The organism is Candidatus Nitrosotenuis chungbukensis (assembly GCF_000685395.1).
In the GTDB taxonomy this organism is placed as follows: domain Archaea; phylum Thermoproteota; class Nitrososphaeria; order Nitrososphaerales; family Nitrosopumilaceae; genus Nitrosotenuis; species Nitrosotenuis chungbukensis.
Window position 1 is genome coordinate 160,132 of the sequence record NZ_AVSQ01000020.1, and the last position, 24,609, is coordinate 184,740.

Here is a 24,609-nt window from a genome sequence, read left to right on the forward strand (position 1 = left end):
AGAAAACAATCTATCTAAGGTCAGCTTGATCGTCAAATCTGTTATCCTGGTTTCGTTTCTTGAATATTCTGACGTAATTACAAGATCCGGACAAAAAGAAGAGATATGCCCAAAGATACAAAATGTCAATTGGATGTCCAGTGCGATAGCTCTCGTCTAATGATAAAAAGAAAAACCCGTAATCGGCAACCACAAAGCACAACATGCCAAACAACAAACAAGACCAAAGAAAGCTCACATCCCCTCTAAAGAACAAAATCAGACCAATAATTATTGGCGCAAGAGAAAGCGTATCTGCTATCGGATAGACAAGACCGAGTAGAGTATCAAAGACAGGCAGATCTGATTCTTGAAGGCCAGAATAATACGCCAAAAATCCGGCCATTGTGATGGTAAGACAGATTACAGACACAGTCAGCCTGATTGAAATTGAACTTTTGAATGTCCTCAGATAAAAAAATGCAAAAACAAAATAAATCGGATAGCCAGCCAGCCAAAAAAAATCTGCCGCGGATGGGAAAGGATTTTGGCGATAGACTAACTCGTCAACCATCCAAATTCGTTCTGCAACAAACCACAAAATAATAAACGAGGCAAAAAAAACCCACGCCTTGCCAAAACTCCCCTTGGTCCCATCTTTGATCAGCAATGCGACAGATACGACGACTAGTGGGACTGTGATTGCAAGGTTCAGAAAGCTTGAAGTAAGAACAGCATGCTCTTCCCCAAAATAGTTGGCAGCCATCATGGCAAATGCCACAATGGCAAGTAAGGAGGCCAGAGGCTTTTTGCCAGACAAAAGCAGGCTAGTTTGCAATTATCGTTCCAAGACAACTAGGAAGTCAGATATTGGCTGCTGATCTCCATATGCGGCAAGTTTTTCTTTGATCGTTTTTATTATTGCGTCAGAGCCATTTCCAAATATCTCCTGAAGAATGTCTTTAAGGTATTCTGGATGCCCAAGGCAGTCGGAAAAATAGCAATGATACTTTGCATACAAGCGGCTTCCAACCTCACTTGCTGCAGACTGGCTCATTTGGAGCAGTGCTTGCGTTATTGTAAAACTCACAAGTGCCTTTTTCGCATCATCCACATGAGTAATGGCAGGATGATCTGTTTTTATCATTTTATCAAAAATCGCTTTTAATTTTTTCATATCAAAAGGCTTGAGGATGATCTCATTTGGCTTTAGTTTGTCCAGATTTTCTTCGTCCTCTGCAGTCAAATGTGTGGCAGTGATAATCACATTGGCCTGCGGGTCTATGGCTCGAATTTCGTTCAGACAGGAAATTCCGTCACAATCAGGTGCCATCAAGTCCAGAAACAAAACGTCCGGCCTATGTTTTTTGTAAATCCCAACGGCTTGTTCTGCACTGTGCCCTATCAAAACAACTTTGACGCCAAGTAATTCCAAATACTCTGCAAAAACCTGTATGGTATCGTCATCATTGTCAATAATGGCTACAGTTATCAACAACTTGGGATAAAAAAATCACTAAAAAATCTTATCGATCCATGCAGAGTCATCGCCAAGTGAAAAACCTGAATCGCCCACAATGACTAAAAACTTAAGATTTGTTTTTCCGTCTCAAGTAATCAGTTAGCCAAAAAATTCAGCAGCAATATGGCAATGCCAAAATACGTCGAAATTGTCATAATGTCGCTAATAATGGTGGCAATCGGGCCTGCAGAGGTGGCAGGATCTATTCCAAACTTCTCAAAAAGAACAGAAATTATTGTAGAGAAAAACGCCTGAGATATCATGCTTAGAAAAATCGAGGCGCCAATTACAATTCCGAGGTTAAATGTCCCCCATCCAAGGAATGCGGCTGCAAAAAGCGATGCCGCAAAAATAAATCCCAGAAACGAGCCAATGATTATTTCCCGAAACATGTAGCGCCTCAAGGAGAAATTCGGCTCCAATGCAAGCATCCTGACTACAAGTGTTTGAGACTGTGTCCCTATGGCGTCGCTAAGATATACAATCACAGGGATAAACGAGGCAAGTATGAGGTATTCATTGAGAAAAGATTCAAAGTTGCTAATAATTGCAGCAGCTATCAACCCCCCAAGAAGCCCAATGAATAAAGACGGGAGGCGTGCCCTCACCAATCTGGTTGCAGGCGTTTTAAGCGACTCGATCTCCTCTTTAATTTCATGATGTATTCCTCCAAATCTCAGAAAGTCCTCTCTTGCCTCATGGTGAAATATTGAAAGTATGGCATTGTGCGGAATTACGCCCATGAGGTGTTTTTCATTATCCACAACTGGTATTGTCATCAGGCCATGTTTTAGTGCCACATAGACAGCCCGCTCTTGATGAGAGTGTTGCGGAATGGAAACAACAGTCTTGTTCATTATTTCTTCAAGTCTTGTTGCAGGTGCGGCTTGAAGAACCTGTTTTAGTGAAGATACACCGACAAGTACGCCTTTTTCATCGACAGCATAGACGTATCCTATGGTCTCAAACTCCTTTGCCTTTACGTCCAAGATATCTTCAATTTCCCCAACTGTTTGAGAGGGCAAAAACGCCAGGAACTTTTTTGTCATCTTTGCGTCTACCAGATCTTCGCGAGAATTGTTTTTCTTTGTCTTAGACGACACTAATCAAAAATGGTACTAGTCTGTTAAATTCTTATTTTATGCCAGCGCCAGGATTCTAAAGCACGAAATAGATACGATATGTGTTTCTCAAAACGCCCAGACGTCAGCTTTGATAGTTATGTGCCGTGTCACATGGTAGAAAATTCCAGAAGTCCCAAGTTTGACTTGCCTATAAAATACAAAATGTCTGCGAGTGTCAGATTCTCCAAGTTTTTTCACCCGCAGGAATTTCCGAAGAAACTCTACCTTCTTACGATGAACCCATGATAAAGGTTGTGAAACTTGTTTGTTCTTTTTAGACGACTGCCAAATCATATCATAGAAAAAATACTAAAAAGCAGATGGCCGAGAAGCACCTAAACAGAATTTCAGATGAAGAAAAAGAGCAGGCCAAGAAGGATTCAGACGATGATTGGTCTCACATCACCGGAGTCGGCTCACGAATAGAGGTAGTCGACCCGCTAGCGGTAACTGACAGGACGATTATTTTTGGAAAGGACATCATCCCATCAACAAAGGAAGAGGCAGTAAAAGAGAAAACAGACAAGTTCAAAGACCAGATAGGCAACACAAACCAGTACCTGAAATTTGTCAATGCCCATCTTGCGGCAAAAAAGGAAAAACTGGACATGCTCAAAGAGCGGGACAGAAAATTCCAAGAAGAGATAGACTCGCTCAATGGAAACAACATCAAGCCCAGATCAGAGCTTGACAAGGTCAACTACAAGTACATAACAGAAAACGACACAAAGTCGCTAGTCATCCACATGGCATCAGAGATTGAGCAGATGAAGGAAAAACTCACACATCAGGAATCGCAGGTGCAAAAGACAAAAATGGAATTACACCAAAAAGAAGAGCAGCTAAAACACCTGCACGACGAAATTGCACAAAACAAGAAAAAAATTCCAGAAGATCCGCTCGCGGTAATACGGGAAGAACTTGCAAGACTTGGAATCGACGGCAACTCAGGCAAATTAGCAGACGCGCTGAGCGCGCTTTCCAGCATAACGTCAAAAGACAAGTCACGCATCTAGACTATCACATGCACAATCGGATTGCAGTTTTTTTAGGAACATTTTTTTGTAGTACAGATTTGCCCTAAAACGTGAAATACCACATCCTGATGTTTTGTGTTTTGATGATTTGCCTAGTCTCGCCTGGGATTGCCAGTGCCGAAATTCAAATCACGTCAAGTAAAAAGACTTACAGCTATGGAGACTACCTTAGCATAATCATCAGCGTGTCAGAGGTCACGGGGGACAATGCCATAATGCACATCATAGACTCAGACGGAGTAAAGAGCACGGCAATACAGATTCAGATAAAAAACGCAGTAACTACAATCACTTCTCCAAATTCCTTTGACGTATCCATTTTCAAGGAAGGAGAGTACCAAATCGAAATAGAATACGCAGGGCAAAAAGGCACAACTGTATTTGAGATAGTCGATTCAGGAAACACAGTAATGCCACTTGCAAGCAACGTGGTGGTGCCAGAATGGACGCATGGTACGATATCAGACTATACTTTCCTAAAGTTTCTTGCAGATAGCAGCACCATTAGTCTTCAAGGAGGCGCCATTTTAGAAAACATCAAGATCCCACCATGGTACAAGACAAACGGACTTTGGTGGGCAGACAAAAAGATCTCAGATGCAGAGTTTGTAAACGGATTGCAGTATCTTTTAGATGAGAGAATTATCTCCTAGTTTTTGCTTCTGCCTGCTTTGCCAATAGACCAGAGAATTATCATTATGACAAAGGCAATCACAAATGCTGCAGCTATTGGCATGATAAGATCAAAGCCCATTCCCTGACTTCCAGAGGATTGCGGCACTTGGGATTGGTCCAATATGCAGACTCCATCAGACAGTATGGTTCCAGGTCCGCATGTCTTATCTAATACGCATGTCCCGTCCTTTATTGTGGTTCCAGGCCCGCACGTCATCTCTTCTGGGACTTCAGGAACGGTTTCCTCCTCTGGTTCTGCTTGTTCCAGTACACATACTCCGTTATCAAGTACGGTTCCAGGCCCGCATGTCATCTCTTCTGGGACTTCAGGAACGGTTTCCTCTGGCACCTCTTCAGGTGTCACCTCTTCTGGTATCGCAGATACAGGTTCTAATCCAAAGCTTGCCGAGCCCAATGCTATGATATCAACTGAGTTTGTTCCCTCTGGCACATCGATTGTCAAAGTTCGCGATGCGTCGTCTTTGGATTCTTCAAATGCTGCCTCAAACCCGTCTGTCAGTACCAAAAAGTCGTCGTCTTCCCCGCCGGTCCTAGAGTCAAAAAAAGTCCTATCAAGTGTAATCTGCAAAGTGCTAGAGATGTCCGATGTAGTGACAAAAACTGTGACAGTTGAAGACTCGGTGTCAGTGTCAATTCCTGTCACATCAAGTCCGGTCGCATCATATGTCACATCAAATGTTGAATCGTTAACAGTTGCCTGTATAGTTCCAGCGTCTGCAAAGGCAAGGCTTGGCAAAAACAGACTTGTGGTCAACAATACAAAAACAAGACTTGAATTCAATCTCAAATTACGCCACACCTAGTCTGTATTTTATGCTTACTTTTTGTTAAACTAATTATCGCACAAGTAGCCATGCCCAACTCGATATAGACTTTGCAGGATTTTTGATAAATTGCAGGATAACTTTATTGTGATTGTTTAGTCAAAAATATCACCAGAGACATCATTTTCCGTCGGGCAAATCACAATCATAAAAGATGGCCAATGCCAAGCCTATTGCCTTTTGTTTACAGTTAGAACAAGTTCTTTTTTCAACATTGGTTTGTCATTATTTCTGACATACACCCCCACAGTTATCTTGAAGGACATTTTGCTAACGGGGATGTTGTACGGCGTGATCACAATCTCGTGATCTCCCGTATTGCTATTAGGAAAATCCAAGTTAGGTAAACTAAGTGATGATGCGCTAATTGTCAGGTACTGATTTCCCTCATCCTCGATGTTTGTTTTTACTACGATGTTGTCAAATTTTTCTTTAAAATTTTTTACGTTGACTTTTAGCGAGGTAACCTCGTCTGACATTATTTGTGACTTGTCAAGCTTTATCTTCTCAAATGCGAGTCCTTTTTTGCTAAATAATCCCATTATCGATATCAACTATTATGATCATGTCATTAATAAGAGTCGCGTAACTTTGTACAAAAAAACTACCATGGCAGACGTGCAATTAGGCTCTTGCAGACGTCCCAAATCCAAAACGAGTTTTCGCCAGCACCGTTATGCTTGCCATGCTTGCGACAAGCGGTGGCAATAGGATATCTGGAACTATATTCAAAAGAAAAACATTGGCGCCACTATGCTTTGCAAGCATCACTGCACTTTCTAGCGCTCTATCAGATGGTTTTGAGCCAGCATAAGGAACAAGGATTTTTTTGTACACGGACAAAATTTGTTTTATACCTAATTAAACCAATTTACAAAACTCAATTGTAACATAGGATCGATTTGATGTAGCTCAAACGACATCAGTAAAAACGACGCATATATTGCAAGCAAGATGACACTCTGAATCTTTTTAATCTTGCCTCTCCTCAATAAAATCAACAATACCGTTGGAGACAGGAGTGCAAATCCAATTAGCGTCGACAGTACAATGAAATTCGTGTGTATTTCAGATAATACCAGCACCAAGCCCAAAACCAATGTGATGTTTGTAATGCAAGAGCCGATAATATCGCCTAGTGCTAAACTCAGGTGTCTCTTTCTTACGGCAGCAATATCCACTGTAAGCTCAGGTAACGATGTGCCAAGTGCGACTATCGTGCTCCCAATTATCGCCTCACGTATACCAGAAGACAATGCAATCGCAGATGCGCTATCCACTATCATCCTTGCGCTGAAAATAACTAGCCCAATTCCAATGAAAAAGTAAATCAGCGGTTTGTAGATAGAGCCTGTTCTTTCTATTTGTTCATGATCACCTTTTGGATTGCTTTTGAAGATATAATATATGAAAAATCCAAATACAGCCAACAAGCTGATTCCAATAAATTTACTTCCAGCCTGAACCAACAGTAAAAGAGCAGGTATTGCAGATGCTGATAAAAGCAACGGCATAAAGTTTCTGAGTGTCTTTTTTTCAATCATCTTTATTGGGGAAAGCAGTAGGAATATCGCAGTTATCAATGCAATGTTGGTAACATTTGAGCCAAAGATGTCACCTAGCGTTATCCCCACGTTTTCAGTATGGACTGAAAATATTGCCACGCTGAGTTCTGGCGTCGATGTAGAAATTGCAACTATGATAAATCCTGCTGCAAGCTCGCCAATTCCAGTTCTTTTTGAGAATTTACTTATGGAGTCTATGGCAAAATTTGCGCTCTTCACAAGAATTGCAAGAAATACAATCAACAATACCAGATCAATGATTAATTCAGACAACTATTGTCCCCACACCAATGGAATCAGTAGCGTAGTCAGAATCGCAGTTGAAATTATCGTAATTATGTTCAGAGGCAGTCCAATCTTCGCCATTGTTTTTGTTCTCACAAGGCCGCTTGATATCGCAATAGCGTTTGGCGGAGTGCTTGTAGGCAGGACAAACCCAAAGCTTGCGCCAACTGCAATTGGCATCATGAGCAGTATGGGATTGATATCCATTGCATGTGCAAGCGATGCTGCAATTGGGATCATAAGCGCACTAGTTGCAGTATTACTAAGAAACTCGAGAAATACCACGATTGTCAATAGGATCACAATTATGATAAAAAAAGGCAGTTCAACTAGAAAGGTCAGCTTTGACACAATCCAAGTGTCTAATCCAGTGGCAACAAACCCACCTGCCAATGCCAACCCGCCGCCAATCAAAAACAGAATGCCCCACGGTATTTTCGATGCGGATTTCCAGTCAAGCATTCTTTTACTTTTATAAGAAATTAAAAACAAGGCAAGCGATGAGCCAAGCGCTATTGCAGAGTCATCAACCATTGGAAGTAGTGTAGACCAGAACAGCCCGCGCGTGATCCAAGCAATGACAGTTACTGTAAAAACCGCAAGCACTATTTTTTCTTCTGGAGTAATTCTGCCCAGTTCCTCTAGTTTCTTTTCAATGAAATTATTTTCTTCAAACAACGACTCCTTGCCAACCCTTACGGCAGAGACAAGATACCACCATAAAATAAAAAGTGATATTATGCTAACCGGCAGACCTACTAACATCCATTGAACAAAGCTTACATCTACACCAACTAATGATTTTGCCAAAGATGCAAAAATCACATTTGGTGTAGTTCCAATTAAGGTGGCAATGCCTCCAATACTTGCAGCATAAGCGATTCCAAGAATTAGACAGATGGAAAACTTGTCCTTTGTTTTAGGATTCACCGATGCAAGTAATGCAGTGGCAATTGGCATCATAAGCAATGCAGTAGCAGTGTTACTCATCCATGCGGAAAGCGAACCGGTGATTATGATGAATGATCCTATTACATACTTGGGTCTTGAACCAAATATTTTGAGTATGTGCATGGCAAATCTTTTGTGAAGCCCACATCTTTCAACTGCACTTGCAAGAAAAAAACCTCCCAAAAGAAGGAAAATTATTCTATCGGCATAGGATGTAGATGTCTTTACAACATCTCCTACGTTTAGCATCGGAAACAGAATCAGGGGAATAAGAGCAGTAATGTAGATTGGTATTGTCTCTGTAATCCACCAAGTTCCCATCAGAGACGCAGTTGCAAGGACTGCCTTTGCTTCAAAAGACAGCCCGTCAATTGGCAGAAATATAACCAGTAAAAATACAGCAATGCCTACAAAAAATCCCGTTTTATTTATCGATATAATCGAGTTTGCAGCATCCACAGACTAGTCCTCCCAGATATCCTTATGGTATTTTTTATAAAAATCACAGTTGATAATGAACATATCCGGATTTTTATCCAATATGCAAGTCATGACATAGTTTTTGCTTCCAAACAACATAAAATCAAACAGGTGAATTTAACGTGAAAAATCCGCAGAACGCCTCACAAAATCCAGATTTATACCAGACCAACTATTGAAAATGAAAATAAAAATAAAAAAAGAATGGGTTTAGATCTTGTATGTCTTCTTGACAAACTCTAATGCTTTTTGCGCCTCAATGAGTTTGAGTTTTGCCTTTAGTTGTTCAGCTTTGAGCCCCATCATCTTTTTCGAGTCAGATTTATCGTCGTATGTCTTTTCAATGTTAATCTTTTGAATTGATTTAGCCCCAAAGCTTTTCGGAGCCAGCCTATCGTCAACGCTTGCTTTCTTTGCTTCCGCAGATGACATGCTAGCAGATACCAAGGCAACAGATAGAATTGCAATCAGACTCATGACCTTAATTGTCCTCACCATTTCACCTCCTCTTGAGACCCTGCAAAGACTAGACGATCAGAGTTTTTCAAATCGCCTGCGTTTTGTTGTTTTGTCCGCATGAGGATGGTTCCACAAAATAATATTAGTAAATATTCAACTGCTGGCGGCATGCCTTACTACAGTAAAACCGTGTAAATTCAAGAAAAGTTTTCAGAATGACAGTAGGATCAGATCATTTTAGATTTGATGTTTTTGTATTTTGATAGATCTGGAATGTATTCTATTTGAATGCTGGATGTCTGTTTTGCATTTATTTGAACGTTGTAATCGTTACATTTTCCCGTTTGCAGAGTTTTGCTCGATAGCACAACATACTGCTCAATTGGGGATTTGATCAAAAACGACGGCTGCAGAATTGCGGATTTTTCCATGCATGCCCTGAACTTGACTAGGAATTTTTCTTTGCCCAGAGACACGGATGACAGTATTTTTACATCGATCTTCTTTTCTTTCGCACCTTGCATCAGCATGCCGATCTCTTCGTAATTTTTGTCAATTTTGCTTTTTCCTACGAAATACCAGCCTGAGCTTTTGTACAATTTTATGCATTCACTTGTAAAGACTTTATGCCCATATTTTTCACGGAATTTTTTCTCGCCTAACTCTTTGTATCTTTCGTACATCAATTTACACATATTATCATCAAATTTAGCTTCAGCGGAAATAATTGAAGCACCAGAAATTGTCATGGCAAGTACTAGAACTCCTGCAAACATTCCCAAACAGTTTATTTTCAGAGTTTTCAATAGCATCTAAATCCCCTGGAAAAAATATTGAACACAAACTATCGACATATTGGGGGTTGGTTGAAAACACCTATACACACCATCTCGTAACGCTGGGTATGGAACGCCGTAGTTTGTGTTCATGACTAAACAATCAAATCATATTATTAGTGCATAATCGTGGTTTTGCGGTGTGCCTTCTTACACCACACATTCAATCTTTCGCGAGCCGACAATCTGCAGGCATTCCAATTCATAAAAACAGTTTAGGTGGAACTGCTCCACAGTCTTTTGTCCGCACACGATGCAGATTTTCTGAATGCTCTTCTTACATTTTGCACAAAGCGCGCTAGTCACCTGAATATTTCCACACTGCCTACAATGTTCATCGGGAATTTCCAAGATGTGTGATTATTTTTGATATAAAGAAATAGTCACTGTGCCGCGGCGTGCTTTAGTTTCTGTTTTTTGTTTCTACTCCACTAGAACAAAAGTTGGCTTCCATCGCAACGGATCAGATGTGATGGTGTATGCTTTTTCAAAATATTTCAAAGCCTCGTCATATAGTTCCATCTCCTGTAGAGCGTTTGCCTTGTTGACTATGGCGCCAAGACGTCCAGGATTGATTTCCAAGGCCTTATCATACTGCCCTATGGCATCTGCATACCTTCCTTGCTCATAGTAGGTGATTCCCTTGTTGACATATGCGGCATACAGTGTATTTGCGTCCACCTTGTCTGCATTTGTAATCACCCTATCAAAGTACGGCACTGCATCAGTTTGATTTCCATATATTGAGATCGCTATGCCGGCATTAATTACTGCCCTATAGTCTAAGCTCTTTTTCATTTCCCCCACTCGGATTGCCTGGTCAAAGATGTATTTTGCGCCGTCCAGGTCACCGGTCCTTGCCATCGCAATGCCCTTATCCACAAGAGCTTTGACGTTATCTGGTTCTCGTTTTAACGCCTCGTTGAAATAAAGAAGCGCCACTTCATTGTCTTCTTCTTTGAGGTTTTGCACTGCAGCCTCCAGTAGTTTTGTGGTGCTTGTTGTAGACAGCACTATGTTTTCATTGTTTTTTTGACCGTCCAGTACAATGTATCCTTTCTCTACTAGGTACTCTATTGCGTTTAGGAATTCTTTTTCTGTGATCTTGCCTTCAACCCACCATTTGGCAGTCTCTTTTACCCATGAAGGAATGTTCGGGGCAGCATAAACATTCTGAGACAGTAAAACCACAACAAAAAAGAAAAAAATGACAAAAATGACTTTCATGGTAGATCATCAGTTCTCATCATTTAAAAAAATATTGCCGTGAGCGAGTTATGTGCCAAATAGTTCCAATTGGCAATAACAAAACTCATGCAAATCCACCAGTTCTTTGTAATTGCAGCCAATACATTGTGCAAAAACAGGATGCCTGCATTCAGTACAATAGTTACGTTCAGTCATGACGTTTTGGCATTTTTTGCATTGCTTTCTTGCTTCGCCCACCAGATCTTCCTTTGTCATACAGACAGTTAGTTGGTTCATGAGTTTGTTATGAGAAAATATTATTAGTAATTAGCCCCTACATTGCGGTATGCCTTCTGAGATAGGAGTTTACGGAAACCTTCATTCATACAAACTGTATGTACTTCCAACGGCAAAGCGACTTTTTGGAAGCTATTCATTCCGAAGAAAAACGGCCATAAAGCATCATGCTAATGTGCAAAAAATGCTGGAGATCCTAGCACTCCACGGCCCACTCACCACGTGGGGAATGGCAAAGGTGGTCCTGCATGACGAGAAGTCTGGAATAAGAACGAAAGAAAAAGAATACAGAAGGTTGCTAAAAGGAAGAAAGGACCGCGGCAAGCATTCCCCTGGCGTCCTAGACGTTGGGCTAGTAGTAGCAGATGGTAAAAATTATGATCGTGCGCCTGCAGACATTTACAGATTATCATTACACGGGATACTGTACTGTCTAGATGTTCTTGACTTTACAAATAAGGAAATCGATACGCTAGCAAAACACTACTCGCATGTTCTGCCATGGGTTTTTGGAAAATGGGAGTACCTAAAATCGATCATCGGAGGCGACACATATAGGCTAAAAACTCTAGCAAATGGAATTTTTCTTGACAACATACAGGTAACAAAAATGTCAAAATTCCCAGTGTTTGAGCTCCTCACATACCTATCAATAAAGTACCAAGAATATTTCGAGTACATTGATGAAAAGAAATTGGCCGATCAGATCTCATGCTGGTTTTACACACATCTGCTAATTTCATCGGGCTCAAAATCATCCATCGATGACGCGAAATGGAAAAAGATCACATCGGATCAAGAGATCAAAAAATGGTATTATGGCTTTGCCGACGAGGCGATAAGGTTCTACCAAGAAAGGTTCACCACAATCAAGAAACTGGGTAGAAAGTAGCACTAGGCGTACTTGTTGATTATGCCCTCTAACGTTTCAAAAGAATAAGGCTTCGATATAGAGTCAAGCAAAGACATGCTCTTGGCCTTGAGGTATTTTTTTTCGTCCTGGTTGTATGCGGTGATAAGAATGACTTTGGCAGCAGGATCAATCTGCTTTATCTTAAAAAACGCGTCATAACCGTCCATTTTTGGCATCCTAATATCCATAAACGTCAGGTTCGGTTTGACATCCTTGTATTTTGATATCCCGTCCTCACCATCACGTGCTGTGAAAACGTCATGGCCCATGCCCTTAATCATAAAAGCAGTATTTTCCAACAAATCAACATCATCATCCACCAGCAGGATGATTTTTCTATAGTCCACTTAATTTAGAACCTAACAACTTGATAAAAGACTTGCTGACAAATCCTCCATCAGTTGGCAGGTATTGGAATTGTGACTGTAAAAATCGTCGGGTTGTTCTGAAATTTGATCGAGCCGCCGTGCTGCTCAATAATGTTTTTGCAACTTGCAAGTCCCAGGCCGGTTCCCTTTTGCTTAGTAGTTACGAGCGGTTTGAAGATGTCTGAAATAACGCTCTGCGGCACGCCAGAGCCAGTGTCTTCTATTTCGATCACAGCGTTTCCGTTTGCTTTGCTGATTCTAATTGTGATTTTGCCTTGGCCTGCAATGGATTGTATGGAGTTCAGTATCAAATTGATAAATACAATTTCCATTTTTTTCTCATCGCATGTTATTGTGATGTCATCGCCCTGAACGACAACTTGAATTGCTTTGGGTGTTTCGACTGATTTTATCGCAGAATTGATCATGGTGTTTAGCGAGACAGGCCTTAGGGAAAGCGGCGTTATCCTTACAAAGTTCAGAACGTCTTCTACCTGATGAGACATGCGAGATACTGCCCTCTCCATCCTTTGAATGACTTCGCCAATCTGAGGATCAATTGTAGTGTTTCTCTTTATGATGTCCATCCCGCTTTGAATCGTGCCAAGGGGGTTTTTCATGTCGTGTGCCATGCTCGCCGCGAGCTCACCAATGGCAGTCAGTCTTTCATTTTTTATGCGCGCATTTGCCTCTGCTAGGCTTTTTTCTGTTTTGAATAGTTTTTTCAAAGACACTTCCATCTCGTTAAATGAGTCAATTATCGAGTTAATCTCTGCAATTCTGCTTTTTGGCGTTTTTGCCTCAAAATCTCCCTTCCCCAGACGCATTGTAAGTTTTGACAGTTTGGCAAGAGGACTTGTAACAAAATACGACAGCGTGACACCCAAAATAGCGGCAGATGTTATTCCAATTAGCGTCGACGTCAGGAAGTTTTTTTCAAGTTCTTCAAACTCATCAACCACGGAAGATTCCTGTTCAATGACAACAGTCCAGCCAGAACCGCTAAAATCCTTGTACCCTATAGATGAGGCATAAGAGACGAATGTCGGGCTTGCCAGAGTATATTCAAAGCTTCCATTATCGGATGTGATGCTGGAGAAATATTCTTTGGGCGTCTCAGTTGGGAAAAAGTTTCCGTTTTCAAATAACACGTTTCCGTTTTCATCTAGTAGTACGACTGTTTTTTTGGCAGCGTTTACAACGTCGGCATCATTTACAAACTCTTGTAGCAGAACGCGTAAGCTCACAGAAACACTAAGAGTGCCGATATAATCGGAAGAGTCATCCAAGATAGGATAGGCAAATGTCATCACATGATCGTTGTAATTACTATCAAATTTCATCGGCCCCACGTAGATTTGTTTGTTTTTTGTGGCCTGCCACCACTCCTCATCTGCCTGTACATAATCAGATTTGCCACTTGCCAACGCGATGTTTGCACCGTATTGATTCGTTACAAATAATTCCTTAATCACGTCATAGTTGTATTCATTGTTGTACGCAGTTGCAAAATCACGCAGCTCGTCAGATATTTCGTTTTTCAGGACATCCTTCAAAAACGGAGTCGTTTTACCGTCGGCCGCAGCGTCAATTTGTGAGTCCAGTTCGGTAAGATCGGAATCAGGATCAAAGTTTCGGTTTGATTCGGCCACTCTTGTTTGAATTTGTCTTATTTGTGTAAGATCATGAAAATCCGCAATTTTCTGATCTATGTACTTGTCAAGATCTTGCATGATATTGTTTGCCTGTGCCTGATTCCTAAGCAGTGTTGTCTTTTTTGCTTCGTTGACCGTAAAATCATAGGTAAAGTAGCTATGAATCGCATAGGTCAGAAAGAGTACCGTGATTGACGCTATCAGCAAATATGAAATTCTCAATGGTGTCTTGTGTCGTCCTTTTTGCATTTAAACTCTAGTTTTTCAACTTATGAAAAAGGCATGCCGCAAGATGTCAGGTATCGACTAATAACATTTTGTGAAACTTGTTTCATGAATCAGCAAATAAGAAAAATCAATGATTGGGCTTCAGAAATAAAGTCAGACCAATTAGATTCGGAGAGAGAAAGGCTTGCACATTATGACAGTGTGATTAAAAAATTATTTTATGCATGCGAATACTGCGATGGTGCACTCATACATTTGGCAAATTGCATTGCTTGCAAAAGAGCAACTATCAGAAAGTGCACGCACTGCAACACCGAATTAAGAATCACACATACGACGTGTGAAACATCAGGCAAATTTGAGAGTCAAGGTGCCAGTTCTGCATCGGGGGCAGTAAAGCAATGATAAAGCTACTCGGCATCTCTTTAATGGTAGCACTAGTAATTTTGGCCAACACGTCTTTGCATTCTGACGCTGCAGTCACGTATGAGAAACAGGAAAACTCAAAATATGTCAAGGATAGAATTGCAGAGCCGCTAAAAGGAAAGTCCGGCTGGTGGAAGTACATTCTAAGGGTATGTGCAGACGACCATAGCTTGGGCATAACAGAGGTTGTTTTGAGCTCAGACATAGAGACCATCTATCAGGGCGTAAACAAGGTAATTCCAAAAGGAGATTGTAGTATCTACGGTGCAGTGATGAAGGCAAAAAACGGCAACACTCTAGGATACAAGATAACCCAGAGTCATGAGGCCGTGCAGAAAGTAATAGACTCAAAACAGGGAAAGATCACAGGCAGTAGTTGGTCCGAGATAGGAAGGTACAAGTTCATTTTAGGATACTTCTAAAATGAAAGGCATGCCGCAACTAATGGACAAGTGATAATAATTAAATGAAAAAATATTCATCATGCGTGTCGGATATACAACGAAGCGCTGTCATATCAGATGGGGTGGAAGTGCAACCACCCCATCTGGTTCACATGTGCTGAAAACAGATTTGTGATCATCATGAAATGTAAAAAATGTGGAAAAGAATTTGAAAACAGGAGATCGGAATTTTGCTCCCTTGATTGTGCGAGCAATTATTCAAGCTAAAGTTATGCAAAAACGACAACGTACTGCAACATTCCAAGAATGTAGAAACCATCATGTATCATATGAACAACACATCAGAGTCATTTTTAAAATTTGTAAAAACTGTCTGAAATTCACAATGCCTTTGCTCATGATTGCGATGATGTCATTTTCAGCTGCTTTCGCAGATCCCGTCATCTTGCTTGACAAATCGACGTACAAATATGGTGACACAATCAAGATTTCTGGAAATGTAGAGTATCAGCAGGAAATGTTTGTCATAATTCAGATTAGAAGCACAACAGACATTGTTGCAATAGATCAAATGTTCCCATCACGTTCAGGCAAGTTTTCAGCTACGTTTGACATAGAAGGTCCAAAATGGCAAGAGTCTGGAACATATACGGTTCTGGCATCATATGCAGGAGAAAAAGTAGAAAAATCATTCCAGTTTTCAAAGCCAGTGGAAAAACCACTTGAAGAGAAAAAAACAGAACCCAGATTACAAGTGCCAGAGGAGCCAAAACCAAAGATTGTGATCAGGGGCTTTCCAGATCCTGCCAAATCCCCGCAGCATTACTATGACAGATACGCCAATGAGCCAGAATTCAAGCACTGGTTTGACTCGATATTTGCAGAATATACAATACATGAGGTCGTAGGATACAAACCGACACACGTACCCGGATTTCCTGACCCTAGTTATTCGCCACAGTATTACATCGACAGATACAATGACGAGGATTTATTCAAAGCATGGTTTGACAGACAGTTTTCGGAAAAAACAATCCACGATGTTGTCGGCATGACAGAACAAACGAGAATGATTATTCCAAGATGGGTAAAACAATACGCACAGATGTGGTCAGATGACGAAATTGGAGATAAACGCTTTATCGACGGAATTGCAGATTTGATAAGGCAAAACATCATCGTAGTTAACTACAACACAGTACTGCAGAACGATCAAGAGGAGGCCATCCCTTCTTGGTTCAAAAACACGGCCAGGTGGTACGGTCAAAACCTCATAACAGATGATGATTTTTTATCAGGACTTCAATATCTGATTGAAAAAAAGATCATAGTTATCTGAGTACACGCAAAATATCACACGCAGCATAATCTTACAGAACGCCGCGCAGAATCTGGATTATCTTTTCTGCTATCACATTTGCGGCAAGCGACTGGGCCTCTTTTGTCTGCGCCCCAATGTGAGGCGTGGCAATAAAGTTTGGCAGGCTCACAAGCTTGTTTCCAATTGCAGGCTCTTTTTCAAATACATCAAGCGCTGCGCCCCCAAGGTTTCCCGCCTTTAGTGCCTCATACAGGGCATCTTCATCCACGGTGCCGCCCCGCGAGGTGTTAATTATCCTGGCAGTCTTTTTCATCGTGCTAATTTTTTGCGCGTTAATTAGATTTTTTGTACTATCCAGTAATGGCACGTGCAACGAGACATAGTCGGCGCTTTGCAGCAAGGTGTCCAAGTCCGCCTTCATGAGCCCGACCTCTTTTGCAAACTCTGGATCAATTGGAATAACGTCAAATCCAATTACATTCATGTTAAGCGCCCTAGCTAGTCTTGCCAGTCTTTTCCCAATGTTTCCCAGTCCGACTATTCCAAGGTATTTTCCTGCAAGCTCAGTTCCCATCAGCTCTTTTTTTATCCACTTGTCATTTCGCAGCTCCCTGTCTGCCCTTGGGATGTCGCGGGCCATTGCAAGCATCAGTCCTATCACCAGCTCGGCTACTGCGTTCATGGCCCCTTCCACTGCGTTTATCACCCGGATGTTTTTTGCCTTGGCAGCTTCCGTGTCAATATTGTCAAGGCCGACGCCAACTCGCGCCATTATTTTGCACTTGGTAGCCTTTTCCACCAGTTCTTTTGTGATGGTAGTCCTGCTCCTGACTACTATAATCTCATAGTCCCCGATTTTTTTTGCCAAATCCTCCGGGGTAATTTGCGGCTCGTATGTTACAGCCAGCCCGTTTTTCTGCAAGACATTATTGAGAACTGCGTCAACCTGATCACAAATCAAAACTTTCTCGCTAAAACTCATGTGAAGTGATTTTTTTTAAATCAGAATATAATTGTGTGGAAAATAATAAAAATAAGAAAATGGGGAATTTAAATTCCTAGTTCACTTGCTATTTCAGCAGCACGTGCATCTGTGTACAGTCCGTGGAGGTTAACCTTTGGATGTTCGATGCTGTTTTTGCCCATTGGTGGGATTGCATCGCTTGGGTTACCCAATAGATGTGCATATGACGGTACGTTTGTGCCCAATTGATCGTTTAGACCGAATGGATCACCTACAACCATTACTGTTGCTGCACCTGTGAAGATTGCGGCATAGTCGTGGTTTACTGCGACATATACTCCTGGTTCGTCAAAGACCACATCGGCAATCATGCCTTGTGAGCCGCCAACTAGCCAAGTTTCTGTACCTTTTGCTTGCACTACACTTGCTTGCACTACACGGTCGATTATCTCACCGACAATGTGGAAGAACACTGGTTCGTTTCCTTGGTTTTCAACAAAGAATCGTACGTGTTGTCCCTGCTCGATGAACAATAACTGTGATTGGTATTGTTTCAGATTAGGAGAGTTCCATGGCTGTGCAACAAAGATGTTCTTGTTTGCATTGCCTAAAATCAACTCGTTGTGAGCTGCGTTTGGAACATAGCCAAATGAGAAACCGTTAACCACATTTAGTGTTGCATGGTGTTGGAACATTGCACTTTGATCATAGCCACCGTCTTCAGTTAGGTATAACTGGTTGTACTGTAGCTGGAATTCAAGTGCATCAGCTGACACCATTTCTCGTGCTTTGACAGTCTTGCCGTCTTGGACTTTTGTTTTCTCCAATAGCAATTGCTTGTAGCCATTGATTGGGTCAACAATTGTGATACCGTACATGCCAGCTAAGACATGTTGGTCCATTGCAGCTACGTCGACGCCGGAGCAGTGGTACTTGAAGGTACCAGGTACTTCAGCAACATAGCAAAAAGTCTTTGACTCACCTGGCAAAACTTTGCCAAAGTTTCCTGCACTCATCTGAGATGCATGCATGTCGTTTCCGTGTGGTGTTGGCTCTGAGTCCGGAACAGTTAGTGTCATCATTACCACATCGCCTTGTGTTACTCTAAGGGTTGGTCCTGGGACCTGGCCGCTAAAGGTCATGGCTTTGTATGTGCTGCCGCCCATGATTGGGAGGTCTGCACTTTCTGCAGTAAGATCAAAGCTAACTACATTTCTTCCTTCTTCGATATTTGCGCAGTCTACTGCTGCAAATGCCTGTGGCATGACAAATTTCAATCCGCCCATGTCGTGGACTTTTTGAACCAGGTCATCGTTTCCTTTGGAAACTGCCATAGTAGAGCCTACTTGTGTTTGTGTGTATGTGCTTCCAAATAGCGTTGCTGCTAGAACCGCTACTGCTGTAACGGAAAATAGCATACTGTAACGCTTATTCATCGAGTTTGTGACTTGTACCAGCATATATAATAATTCCCATTATTTTTATGCAGATTTTCAGGAATATTATTTAATTTTTGATAATTTTTGCGCATTTTCCCAGCTGAGAATTTATTTTAGTGACAATGAGTGGAGTTGATTTGGAATACAGAACTGATCGCGACTCGCTAGGAGAGGTCAAAATACCAAAGGACGCATACTATGGCGCATTCACGGGCCGCGCGATAAAGCAGTACCATGTGACTGGAAAAAAATCCCACCCCCATTTGATATCTGCATTTGTCATGATAAAGCGCTCAGCTGCGGTGGCAAACATCCAGACTGGCGCAATTGACAAAAGACTTGGAAGTGCAATCATCAAGGCATGCGATGTCATCCTGTCAGGAAAGCACCGGGACCAGTTTGTAATTGAGGAAATCAACTCCGGTGCCGGAACTGCGTTTAACATGAACGCAAACGAGGTGATATGTAATGTCGCACTTGAAATTTTGGGAAAGAAAAAGGGGCAGGACCAGTTCCTGCATCCAAATGATCACGTCAACATGTCGCAGTCAAGTAACGACACGTATCCCACTGCCATGCACGTGGCAATTTTGCTAAACCTAAAAGAAACAATTCCGGCAATCGACTTGCTGATAAAGTCAATTTCAAAAAAGGCAAAAGAGTTTTCATCGTTTAAAAAAATTGGAAGGACACATCTGATGGACGCACTCCCAGTTACACTTGGGAGCGAGTTTGCAGCATATGCCACGTCTCTCTCAAAGGCAAAAAGCGCAATTGCCACATCTGCAAGGGAACTAGAGTTAGTAGGACTTGGCGGAACGGCAGTAGGAAACGGTGCAAACACCCCAAAGGGATACAGGAAAATTGTAATAACAGAGCTGGGCAAAATTTCAAAGCTAAACTTGAAGGCAGAAAAAGACATGCAGTATTCTCTCCAGTCAAAGTTTGCAGTTGCAAACTTTTCATCGGCCGTTAGAAACTTGGCACTTGAGCTAAACAAGATTGCAAACGACATCAGGCTGATGGCATCAGGCCCGATTGCGGGGCTCTCAGAGATTGGAATTCCGGCAGTCCATGCAGGCTCGTCCATAATGCCAGGAAAGGTGAACCCGTCTTTGGCAGAATGCATGAACATGGTCTGCTATTCTATAATAGGAAACGACACGGCGGTCGCAAACGCGGCGCAGGCAGGCCAGTTTGAGCTAAACGTGATGCTGCCGGGCATGCTAAAGGCAGTCCTGGACTCGACTGACATGCTCAAGAACTTTGTTCCGATTTTTTCTGCCAACCTAATTGACGGCCTGAGCGCAAACGAAAAAAGGCTGCAGCAAAACATAGAGAAAAGCCCCGTAATAGTGACGCTGCTTGCTCCAAAGATAGGGTACCAAAAGTCAGCAGACCTCTTCAAGGAATCACTAAAGACAGGAAAGACAATCCGCGAACTGGTCACGTCACAGAAAATTCTAACTGACAAGGAAATAGATTCCTTATTCAAGTGATATGGCAAGAATCTGGGTAGAATCATACGGCTGCTCTGCAAGCTTTGCAGATGCCGAGATGATCTCAGGCATGATAGTAAACGGAGGCCACACGCTGGCTGCAAATGCAAAGGATTCTGACCTGAACCTGATTGTGACGTGCTCTGTCAAGGATGCCACTGCAAACAAGATGGTAAACAGGATAAAGCGATTAAAGTCAAAGCCGCTCATCGTAGCTGGGTGCCTTGCAAAGGCAGAGCCAAAGACAGTAGAAAAATTCTCGTCTGGCGCAAGCATGATGGGCCCAAACTCGATTGGCAAGACGCTCCAGATCATAGACCACGCGCTTGTGGGAAAAAGGGACGTGGAGCTATCAGACACGGACATCACAAAGACTGGGCTTCCAAAGGTAAGGCTAAACCCGGTTGTAGGAATAGTTGAGATAGCAAGCGGGTGCATGAGTGACTGTACTTTTTGCCAGACCAAATTAGCAAGGGGCGACCTCAAGTCATACCGGATAGGCGACATCGTGCGACAGGTAACAGAGGAGGTAAAAGACGGATGCAAGGAAATATGGCTCACGTCAACTGACAACGGCTGCTACGGCCTTGACATAGGAACGACTCTTCCCAGATTGGTAGAGGCGGTATCCAGCATACCAAGCGACTTTATGGTACGGGTAGGAATGATGAACCCCATGTACATGCCCAAAATCAAAGACGATCTGCTAAAGTCGTTCGAGTCAGACAAGGTGTACAAGTTTCTCCACGTGCCCGTGCAGAGCGGAAGCGACCAAGTACTCCACGACATGAAGCGAGGCCATACAGAGGCCACGTTTAGGGACTTGGTAAAAAAGTTCAGGAAGAAATTTGAAAAATTCACAGTGTCAACTGATGTAATAGTAGGGTTTCCGACAGAGACCGAGTCGGACTTTGAAAAGACCCTAAGTCTCATCAAGGAGACAAGGCCAGACGTCGTGAACCTGTCCAGGTACAGCCAGAGGCCCGGAACAAAGGCCTCAGAGATGACCCAAATCGACGTCTCGGAGGTAAAGCGCAGAAGCAAGATTGTGTTTGACCTGATGAACCACATAGCAACGGAGAACAACGAAAAGTGGGTCGGCTGGCAGGGAGATGTGTTATTCAACGAGCAGACAGACGAGCAGGTCCGCGGCAGGAACTTTGCGTACAAGTCAGTCTTTGTAGAAGACGCAGTAAAGGTCGGGCAGAAAAAGCAGGTCAGAATAACTCGCGTGACAAACCACGGCCTGTACGGCGTGATCGCAAGCTAAAACTTTTAGATCGAAGCTTGGATCAAAATTAAGTAAGAAGGTTTTTTATCATATTTTGTAACCATACCACATGGAATTTCAAGAGCCAGTTTTATTGATCGGAATAGGCGGAGCGGGCGCAAAACTGGCCACCAGGGCAAGCAGCCTTACTGGCGCGGACTGCGTCATAATAAGCCACGACAGCAACGACTTGAATTCCGAAAACGACATCAAAATCCACACTGAATCATACGTAAACCCGTCATCATATTTGATAAGAGCACAGGCCCAAAAAGCAATGGACAAGATAAGGGGCAAGATTTTCGATTATTCAAGCGTAATTATTTTTGCAAATCTGGCAGGAAGGGCAGGGTGCGCAATTTCCCCGCTGGTCGCGTCTGCCGCAAAAGAAGAGGGTAAAAAGGTGCTGTCGTTTGCAATAATGCCGTTTGGGTTTGAAAAGGAGAGGGTGTTCCTGTCAGGTGTTTCATTAAAAAGGCTGCGCGCAAGCTGCGATTCCACAGTAGTAATAGACAACGACGCACTGCTTGAGAGCAATCCCGACCTTACCATGAGCAAGTGCTACGAGATTACGCACCATGCAGTAATGTATGTCGCAACATCCCTGCAAAAGTCATCAATATCAAATGAGCTAAACATTTTATCGACAAGCAAGGACGTAAGCGACGTCGAGGTATCGCTTAGAGATTCAATCAAGATGCTCTACGAGGACGCGCCTCCTGCCAGCGTCAGAAAGACAATGCTGTACGTGTTTGGCTCTGACAACGTCTCAGTTGGAAAGATAAACGCAATCGCAAAGACAGTAAGCGGCATATTCAACGAGAACAACACCAGCGTAAGTCTTGCAACCACGCAGGGGAACAAGGCGCAGGTAGTAATGATAACATCAGTCGAGGGGCTCGGCAAGTTCGAGTCATATGACCCGCTCGGAATGATTCCGCAGGAGAGCACGCTTGACTGGGACACGCCAGAATCCAGCATAAAGACTGGAATCGAGTTATACCAGCTAGAATAAGTACAAATCCAAAACTCGCGTTTAATTTCGCATTTTAATTTGCAGTTTGCTTTTTGTGCCACAGGTAGTAGATTGTGATTTCAACACAGACGCGTCATCTTTCAGTCAACCTTAAACTCCATAGCACGATATAGTATGCCATGGTAACTAGCATCCAATTGGAAAACAAGACAAAGGCAAGGCTTGACAAAATGAAGGCATTTCCAAAAGAATCCTATAATGAGGTAGTAAACAGGCTGATCAACATAGCAGAGGACGACGGAGTGCTAAGCGAGCAGACGATAAAGGATTTGGAAAAGGCACTATCTGAAGTCAAAAACGGCAAATTGCTTTCCCACAACCAGGTAAAGCAAAAGCATGGTTTATGAAATTAAATGGACTGTAATTGCATCCAAGCAGTTTAACAGACGATAAAACAATTCAAAAAAGAATCACCAAAAGATGGATTCGATAAGAGTCAATCCATTTTTCTATGCTACAAAGATCGTAGGATTTGATGCTGGATATGATCAAGAAATTTTAAGGAAACAAAAAACAGCAACTATGAGATTATATTTCAGAATAATTATTTAGATTTCTTTGATGACTTTTTTGCGGCAGGCTTTTTGGCGTCTGCTTTCTTTTCCTTTGGCGCTGTTTTTTCTGCCTTTGGTTCTGGCTTTTCTGCCTTTGCTTCAGGCTTTGCCGCCGGCTCTTCTTTTGATTCAGATTTCTTGTCAGACTTTTTTGGCTTTTCCTCTGCCTTTGGCTTTGCAGACTCTTCCTCGTATGGGGACACCATGACATAACCGTCCTCAGTCTTTGCCATCTTTACTCTGATTTTTCTAGGTGGGCTCCGAATTCCGCGCTTCCAGACCTGCTGGCTTAGCTCCTGGTCTATTTTGATCTGCTCTGTCTTCATGTGGTGCTCTGCAAACTCTTTAATCATGTTGATTGCGCGCTTTGCCCTTTGGTTATCTGGGGAAAGCCAGACCTTTCCAAGGTTGATAGTGTAAACTCGTTCTGCTTCCTGCGACAACTTATCCTACCTCTACGTCAGTCTGTCTCCAAGCTCTGCGCTTTGGGTTTGTCCTGACTGCCCTTTTGGTTTTTAGAATAATCCATGCCGGAACTGGAGAATTTTGCCTTGTCTTTTTGAGAAGACGTATCTTTCGTCCGGAATGTTTTCTTGCCGCCATAAAAATTCAGGCGCTTTACCCTCTTTTTAAATGAATCTCGGTATGTTTTGCCATCATGCCCTAGATCAGTTTGTTTTGCATAAAAATATCAGTCATTTGTTTTAGTATTCTGGCAGACGCGCCCCAGACAGTTTTTGAATGATACGAAAAGACGTACATTTCAGAAAGTGAGTGATGGTGCGGATCGGTATCAGGTGACATGGTCTTGAGAAAAGGCACTACAGGAATGTGCAGTATTTCCTGCACCTCATCGTTTGGCTTCAGCCCAGACACCTCATCGAGCACTGCGACAAATGGCAAAATGGAAAATCCGGAATTTAGCGTAGTGACAGGCTTTAGCTGGCCAATTACATCGTCCCGGGACAGATGCAGTGAGATTTCCTCCGCAGTTTCGCGAATCGCAGTGTCAAGCAGGTCAGAGTCAGACGGCGACATCTTTCCACCTGGAAACGATATTTCGCCTGCATGCAGTGCCAATGTTTTTGGCTTTTCAGTCATCACCATACGATATTCTGGTCCGTACAGGATTATCATCACTGCAGAATGCTTTGTGGTGTAATCATCAATGTTTGGATAAATGTCAGTTGCCAGCAGTTTGCGAATCACATCTAGTCCCATGGTATGAGTCTGGTTTGTTATCGATTTATTGTTTTTTGATGATTCCAAAACAAGACCGCATTTCAAAA

At 42.4% G+C, this 24,609-nt stretch carries 28 protein-coding genes; 10 read left to right on the forward strand and 18 right to left on the reverse strand.

Translation table 11 applies throughout. The features are described from left to right. Nucleotides 1-10 precede the first annotated feature (10 nt). From NKMY2_RS08875 to NKMY2_RS08885, 3 genes are all read right to left on the reverse strand, one after another. On the reverse strand, nucleotides 11-817 hold the full coding sequence (locus NKMY2_RS08875) for a hypothetical protein (RefSeq protein WP_042687222.1): 807 nt from the start codon (nucleotides 815-817) through the stop codon (nucleotides 11-13). Continuing rightward, nucleotides 818-1,474 (reverse strand): response regulator, encoded by a 657-nt coding sequence (locus NKMY2_RS08880; RefSeq protein WP_042687225.1) that lies wholly within the window; start codon nucleotides 1,472-1,474, stop codon nucleotides 818-820. It lies immediately after the preceding gene. Nucleotides 1,475-1,596: 122 nt separating this feature from the next. Continuing rightward, nucleotides 1,597-2,604 carry a magnesium transporter gene (locus NKMY2_RS08885; protein WP_052347694.1) on the reverse strand — a complete coding sequence of 336 codons (1,008 nt, stop codon included), beginning with the start codon at nucleotides 2,602-2,604 and terminating at the stop codon, nucleotides 1,597-1,599. A 341-nt stretch (nucleotides 2,605-2,945) separates the two neighbouring features. Between NKMY2_RS08885 and NKMY2_RS08895 the strand changes: the two genes are divergently transcribed. Together NKMY2_RS08895 and NKMY2_RS10355 are read left to right on the forward strand one after the other, a co-directional pair. Then, complete coding sequence (locus tag NKMY2_RS08895; protein ID WP_042687233.1) at nucleotides 2,946-3,641, forward strand: hypothetical protein; 696 nt, start codon at nucleotides 2,946-2,948, stop codon at nucleotides 3,639-3,641. A gap of 71 nt (nucleotides 3,642-3,712) precedes the next feature. Then, nucleotides 3,713-4,315 carry a hypothetical protein gene (locus NKMY2_RS10355; RefSeq protein WP_052347696.1) on the forward strand — a complete coding sequence of 201 codons (603 nt, stop codon included), beginning with the start codon at nucleotides 3,713-3,715 and terminating at the stop codon, nucleotides 4,313-4,315. Here the strand turns inward: NKMY2_RS10355 and NKMY2_RS08905 are convergent. The 8 genes from NKMY2_RS08905 to NKMY2_RS08940 all read right to left on the reverse strand — a co-directional run bounded on the left by NKMY2_RS08905 (nucleotide 4,312) and on the right by NKMY2_RS08940 (nucleotide 10,985). Beyond that, the gene (locus NKMY2_RS08905; protein WP_157832515.1) at nucleotides 4,312-5,139 is read right to left on the reverse strand and encodes a hypothetical protein; all 828 of its coding nucleotides are present in this window, start codon (nucleotides 5,137-5,139) and stop codon (nucleotides 4,312-4,314) included. The two genes, NKMY2_RS10355 and NKMY2_RS08905, sit on opposite strands and share 4 nt — an antisense overlap. A gap of 213 nt (nucleotides 5,140-5,352) precedes the next feature. After that, entirely contained in the window at nucleotides 5,353-5,724 is a 372-nt protein-coding gene (locus NKMY2_RS08910) for a hypothetical protein (RefSeq protein ID WP_042687235.1), read from the reverse strand. 82 nt (nucleotides 5,725-5,806) lie between these two features. Next, nucleotides 5,807-6,019 carry a universal stress protein gene (locus NKMY2_RS08915; RefSeq protein ID WP_042687237.1) on the reverse strand — a complete coding sequence of 71 codons (213 nt, stop codon included), beginning with the start codon at nucleotides 6,017-6,019 and terminating at the stop codon, nucleotides 5,807-5,809. Between the two features lie 20 nt (nucleotides 6,020-6,039). Then, a complete protein-coding gene (locus tag NKMY2_RS08920; RefSeq protein WP_052347700.1) occupies nucleotides 6,040-7,020 on the reverse strand; it encodes a sodium:calcium antiporter in 981 nt (326 codons plus the stop codon). Beyond that, entirely contained in the window at nucleotides 7,021-8,442 is a 1,422-nt protein-coding gene (locus NKMY2_RS08925) for an SLC13 family permease (protein WP_042687240.1), read from the reverse strand. Nucleotides 8,443-8,673: 231 nt separating this feature from the next. Beyond that, entirely contained in the window at nucleotides 8,674-8,961 is a 288-nt protein-coding gene (locus NKMY2_RS08930; RefSeq protein ID WP_042687243.1) for a hypothetical protein, read from the reverse strand. 188 nt (nucleotides 8,962-9,149) lie between these two features. After that, nucleotides 9,150-9,605 carry a hypothetical protein gene (locus NKMY2_RS08935; protein WP_177316541.1) on the reverse strand — a complete coding sequence of 152 codons (456 nt, stop codon included), beginning with the start codon at nucleotides 9,603-9,605 and terminating at the stop codon, nucleotides 9,150-9,152. A 576-nt stretch (nucleotides 9,606-10,181) separates the two neighbouring features. Beyond that, nucleotides 10,182-10,985 (reverse strand): tetratricopeptide repeat protein, encoded by an 804-nt coding sequence (locus tag NKMY2_RS08940; RefSeq protein ID WP_042687249.1) that lies wholly within the window; start codon nucleotides 10,983-10,985, stop codon nucleotides 10,182-10,184. A gap of 307 nt (nucleotides 10,986-11,292) precedes the next feature. Here NKMY2_RS08940 and NKMY2_RS08945 point away from each other — a divergent pair, with 307 nt between their 5' ends. After that, nucleotides 11,293-12,135 carry a hypothetical protein gene (locus tag NKMY2_RS08945; protein ID WP_042687252.1) on the forward strand — a complete coding sequence of 281 codons (843 nt, stop codon included), beginning with the start codon at nucleotides 11,293-11,295 and terminating at the stop codon, nucleotides 12,133-12,135. A 2-nt stretch (nucleotides 12,136-12,137) separates the two neighbouring features. Here the strand turns inward: NKMY2_RS08945 and NKMY2_RS08950 are convergent, their stop codons facing one another. After that, nucleotides 12,138-12,503 carry a response regulator gene (locus NKMY2_RS08950; protein ID WP_042687254.1) on the reverse strand — a complete coding sequence of 122 codons (366 nt, stop codon included), beginning with the start codon at nucleotides 12,501-12,503 and terminating at the stop codon, nucleotides 12,138-12,140. A gap of 50 nt (nucleotides 12,504-12,553) precedes the next feature. After that, nucleotides 12,554-14,401, reverse strand: a complete 1,848-nt coding sequence (locus tag NKMY2_RS08955) for a sensor histidine kinase (protein WP_177316542.1) — start codon at nucleotides 14,399-14,401, stop codon at nucleotides 12,554-12,556. Nucleotides 14,402-14,512: 111 nt separating this feature from the next. Between NKMY2_RS08955 and NKMY2_RS08960 the strand changes: the two genes are divergently transcribed. From NKMY2_RS08960 to NKMY2_RS08970, 3 genes are all read left to right on the forward strand, one after another. Beyond that, entirely contained in the window at nucleotides 14,513-14,812 is a 300-nt protein-coding gene (locus tag NKMY2_RS08960) for a hypothetical protein (protein ID WP_042687259.1), read from the forward strand. Beyond that, nucleotides 14,809-15,255 (forward strand): hypothetical protein, encoded by a 447-nt coding sequence (locus NKMY2_RS08965; RefSeq protein WP_052347702.1) that lies wholly within the window; start codon nucleotides 14,809-14,811, stop codon nucleotides 15,253-15,255. Before NKMY2_RS08960 ends, NKMY2_RS08965 begins: the two co-directional genes overlap by 4 nt. A gap of 367 nt (nucleotides 15,256-15,622) precedes the next feature. Then, nucleotides 15,623-16,576: a hypothetical protein gene (locus tag NKMY2_RS08970; protein ID WP_238549818.1), complete on the forward strand. Its 954-nt coding sequence runs from the start codon at nucleotides 15,623-15,625 to the stop codon at nucleotides 16,574-16,576. A gap of 31 nt (nucleotides 16,577-16,607) precedes the next feature. On the opposite strand, the gene NKMY2_RS08975 is transcribed toward NKMY2_RS08970, so the two are convergent. Further along, nucleotides 16,608-17,540: a D-2-hydroxyacid dehydrogenase gene (locus NKMY2_RS08975; protein WP_042687261.1), complete on the reverse strand. Its 933-nt coding sequence runs from the start codon at nucleotides 17,538-17,540 to the stop codon at nucleotides 16,608-16,610. A 68-nt stretch (nucleotides 17,541-17,608) separates the two neighbouring features. Next, nucleotides 17,609-18,940, reverse strand: coding sequence for a multicopper oxidase domain-containing protein (locus tag NKMY2_RS08980; protein ID WP_052347724.1), 1,332 nt, complete (start codon nucleotides 18,938-18,940; stop codon nucleotides 17,609-17,611). 143 nt (nucleotides 18,941-19,083) lie between these two features. Here NKMY2_RS08980 and NKMY2_RS08985 point away from each other — a divergent pair, with 143 nt between their 5' ends. The 4 genes from NKMY2_RS08985 (at nucleotide 19,084) to NKMY2_RS09000 (ending at nucleotide 23,113) form a co-directional block, all read left to right on the forward strand. Next, entirely contained in the window at nucleotides 19,084-20,460 is a 1,377-nt protein-coding gene (locus NKMY2_RS08985; protein ID WP_420887354.1) for an aspartate ammonia-lyase, read from the forward strand. Between the two features lies 1 nt (nucleotide 20,461). After that, nucleotides 20,462-21,730 (forward strand): tRNA (N(6)-L-threonylcarbamoyladenosine(37)-C(2))-methylthiotransferase, encoded by a 1,269-nt coding sequence (locus tag NKMY2_RS08990; RefSeq protein ID WP_042687263.1) that lies wholly within the window; start codon nucleotides 20,462-20,464, stop codon nucleotides 21,728-21,730. Between the two features lie 70 nt (nucleotides 21,731-21,800). Next, the gene (locus tag NKMY2_RS08995) at nucleotides 21,801-22,745 is read left to right on the forward strand and encodes an FtsZ/tubulin family protein (RefSeq protein WP_042687266.1); all 945 of its coding nucleotides are present in this window, start codon (nucleotides 21,801-21,803) and stop codon (nucleotides 22,743-22,745) included. A gap of 140 nt (nucleotides 22,746-22,885) precedes the next feature. Further along, nucleotides 22,886-23,113: a DUF7557 family protein gene (locus NKMY2_RS09000; RefSeq protein ID WP_042687269.1), complete on the forward strand. Its 228-nt coding sequence runs from the start codon at nucleotides 22,886-22,888 to the stop codon at nucleotides 23,111-23,113. A gap of 197 nt (nucleotides 23,114-23,310) precedes the next feature. Here the strand turns inward: NKMY2_RS09000 and NKMY2_RS09005 are convergent, their stop codons facing one another. The 3 genes from NKMY2_RS09005 to NKMY2_RS09015 are packed head-to-tail and all read right to left on the reverse strand — an operon-like array spanning nucleotide 23,311 to nucleotide 24,541. Next, nucleotides 23,311-23,763 carry a 50S ribosomal protein L31e gene (locus NKMY2_RS09005; protein ID WP_042687272.1) on the reverse strand — a complete coding sequence of 151 codons (453 nt, stop codon included), beginning with the start codon at nucleotides 23,761-23,763 and terminating at the stop codon, nucleotides 23,311-23,313. 1 nt (nucleotide 23,764) lies between these two features. Further along, nucleotides 23,765-23,923 (reverse strand): 50S ribosomal protein L39e, encoded by a 159-nt coding sequence (locus tag NKMY2_RS09010; protein ID WP_042687275.1) that lies wholly within the window; start codon nucleotides 23,921-23,923, stop codon nucleotides 23,765-23,767. Between the two features lie 60 nt (nucleotides 23,924-23,983). Beyond that, the gene (locus NKMY2_RS09015) at nucleotides 23,984-24,541 is read right to left on the reverse strand and encodes an NUDIX hydrolase (protein WP_042687450.1); all 558 of its coding nucleotides are present in this window, start codon (nucleotides 24,539-24,541) and stop codon (nucleotides 23,984-23,986) included. Nucleotides 24,542-24,609: the final 68 nt, after the last annotated feature.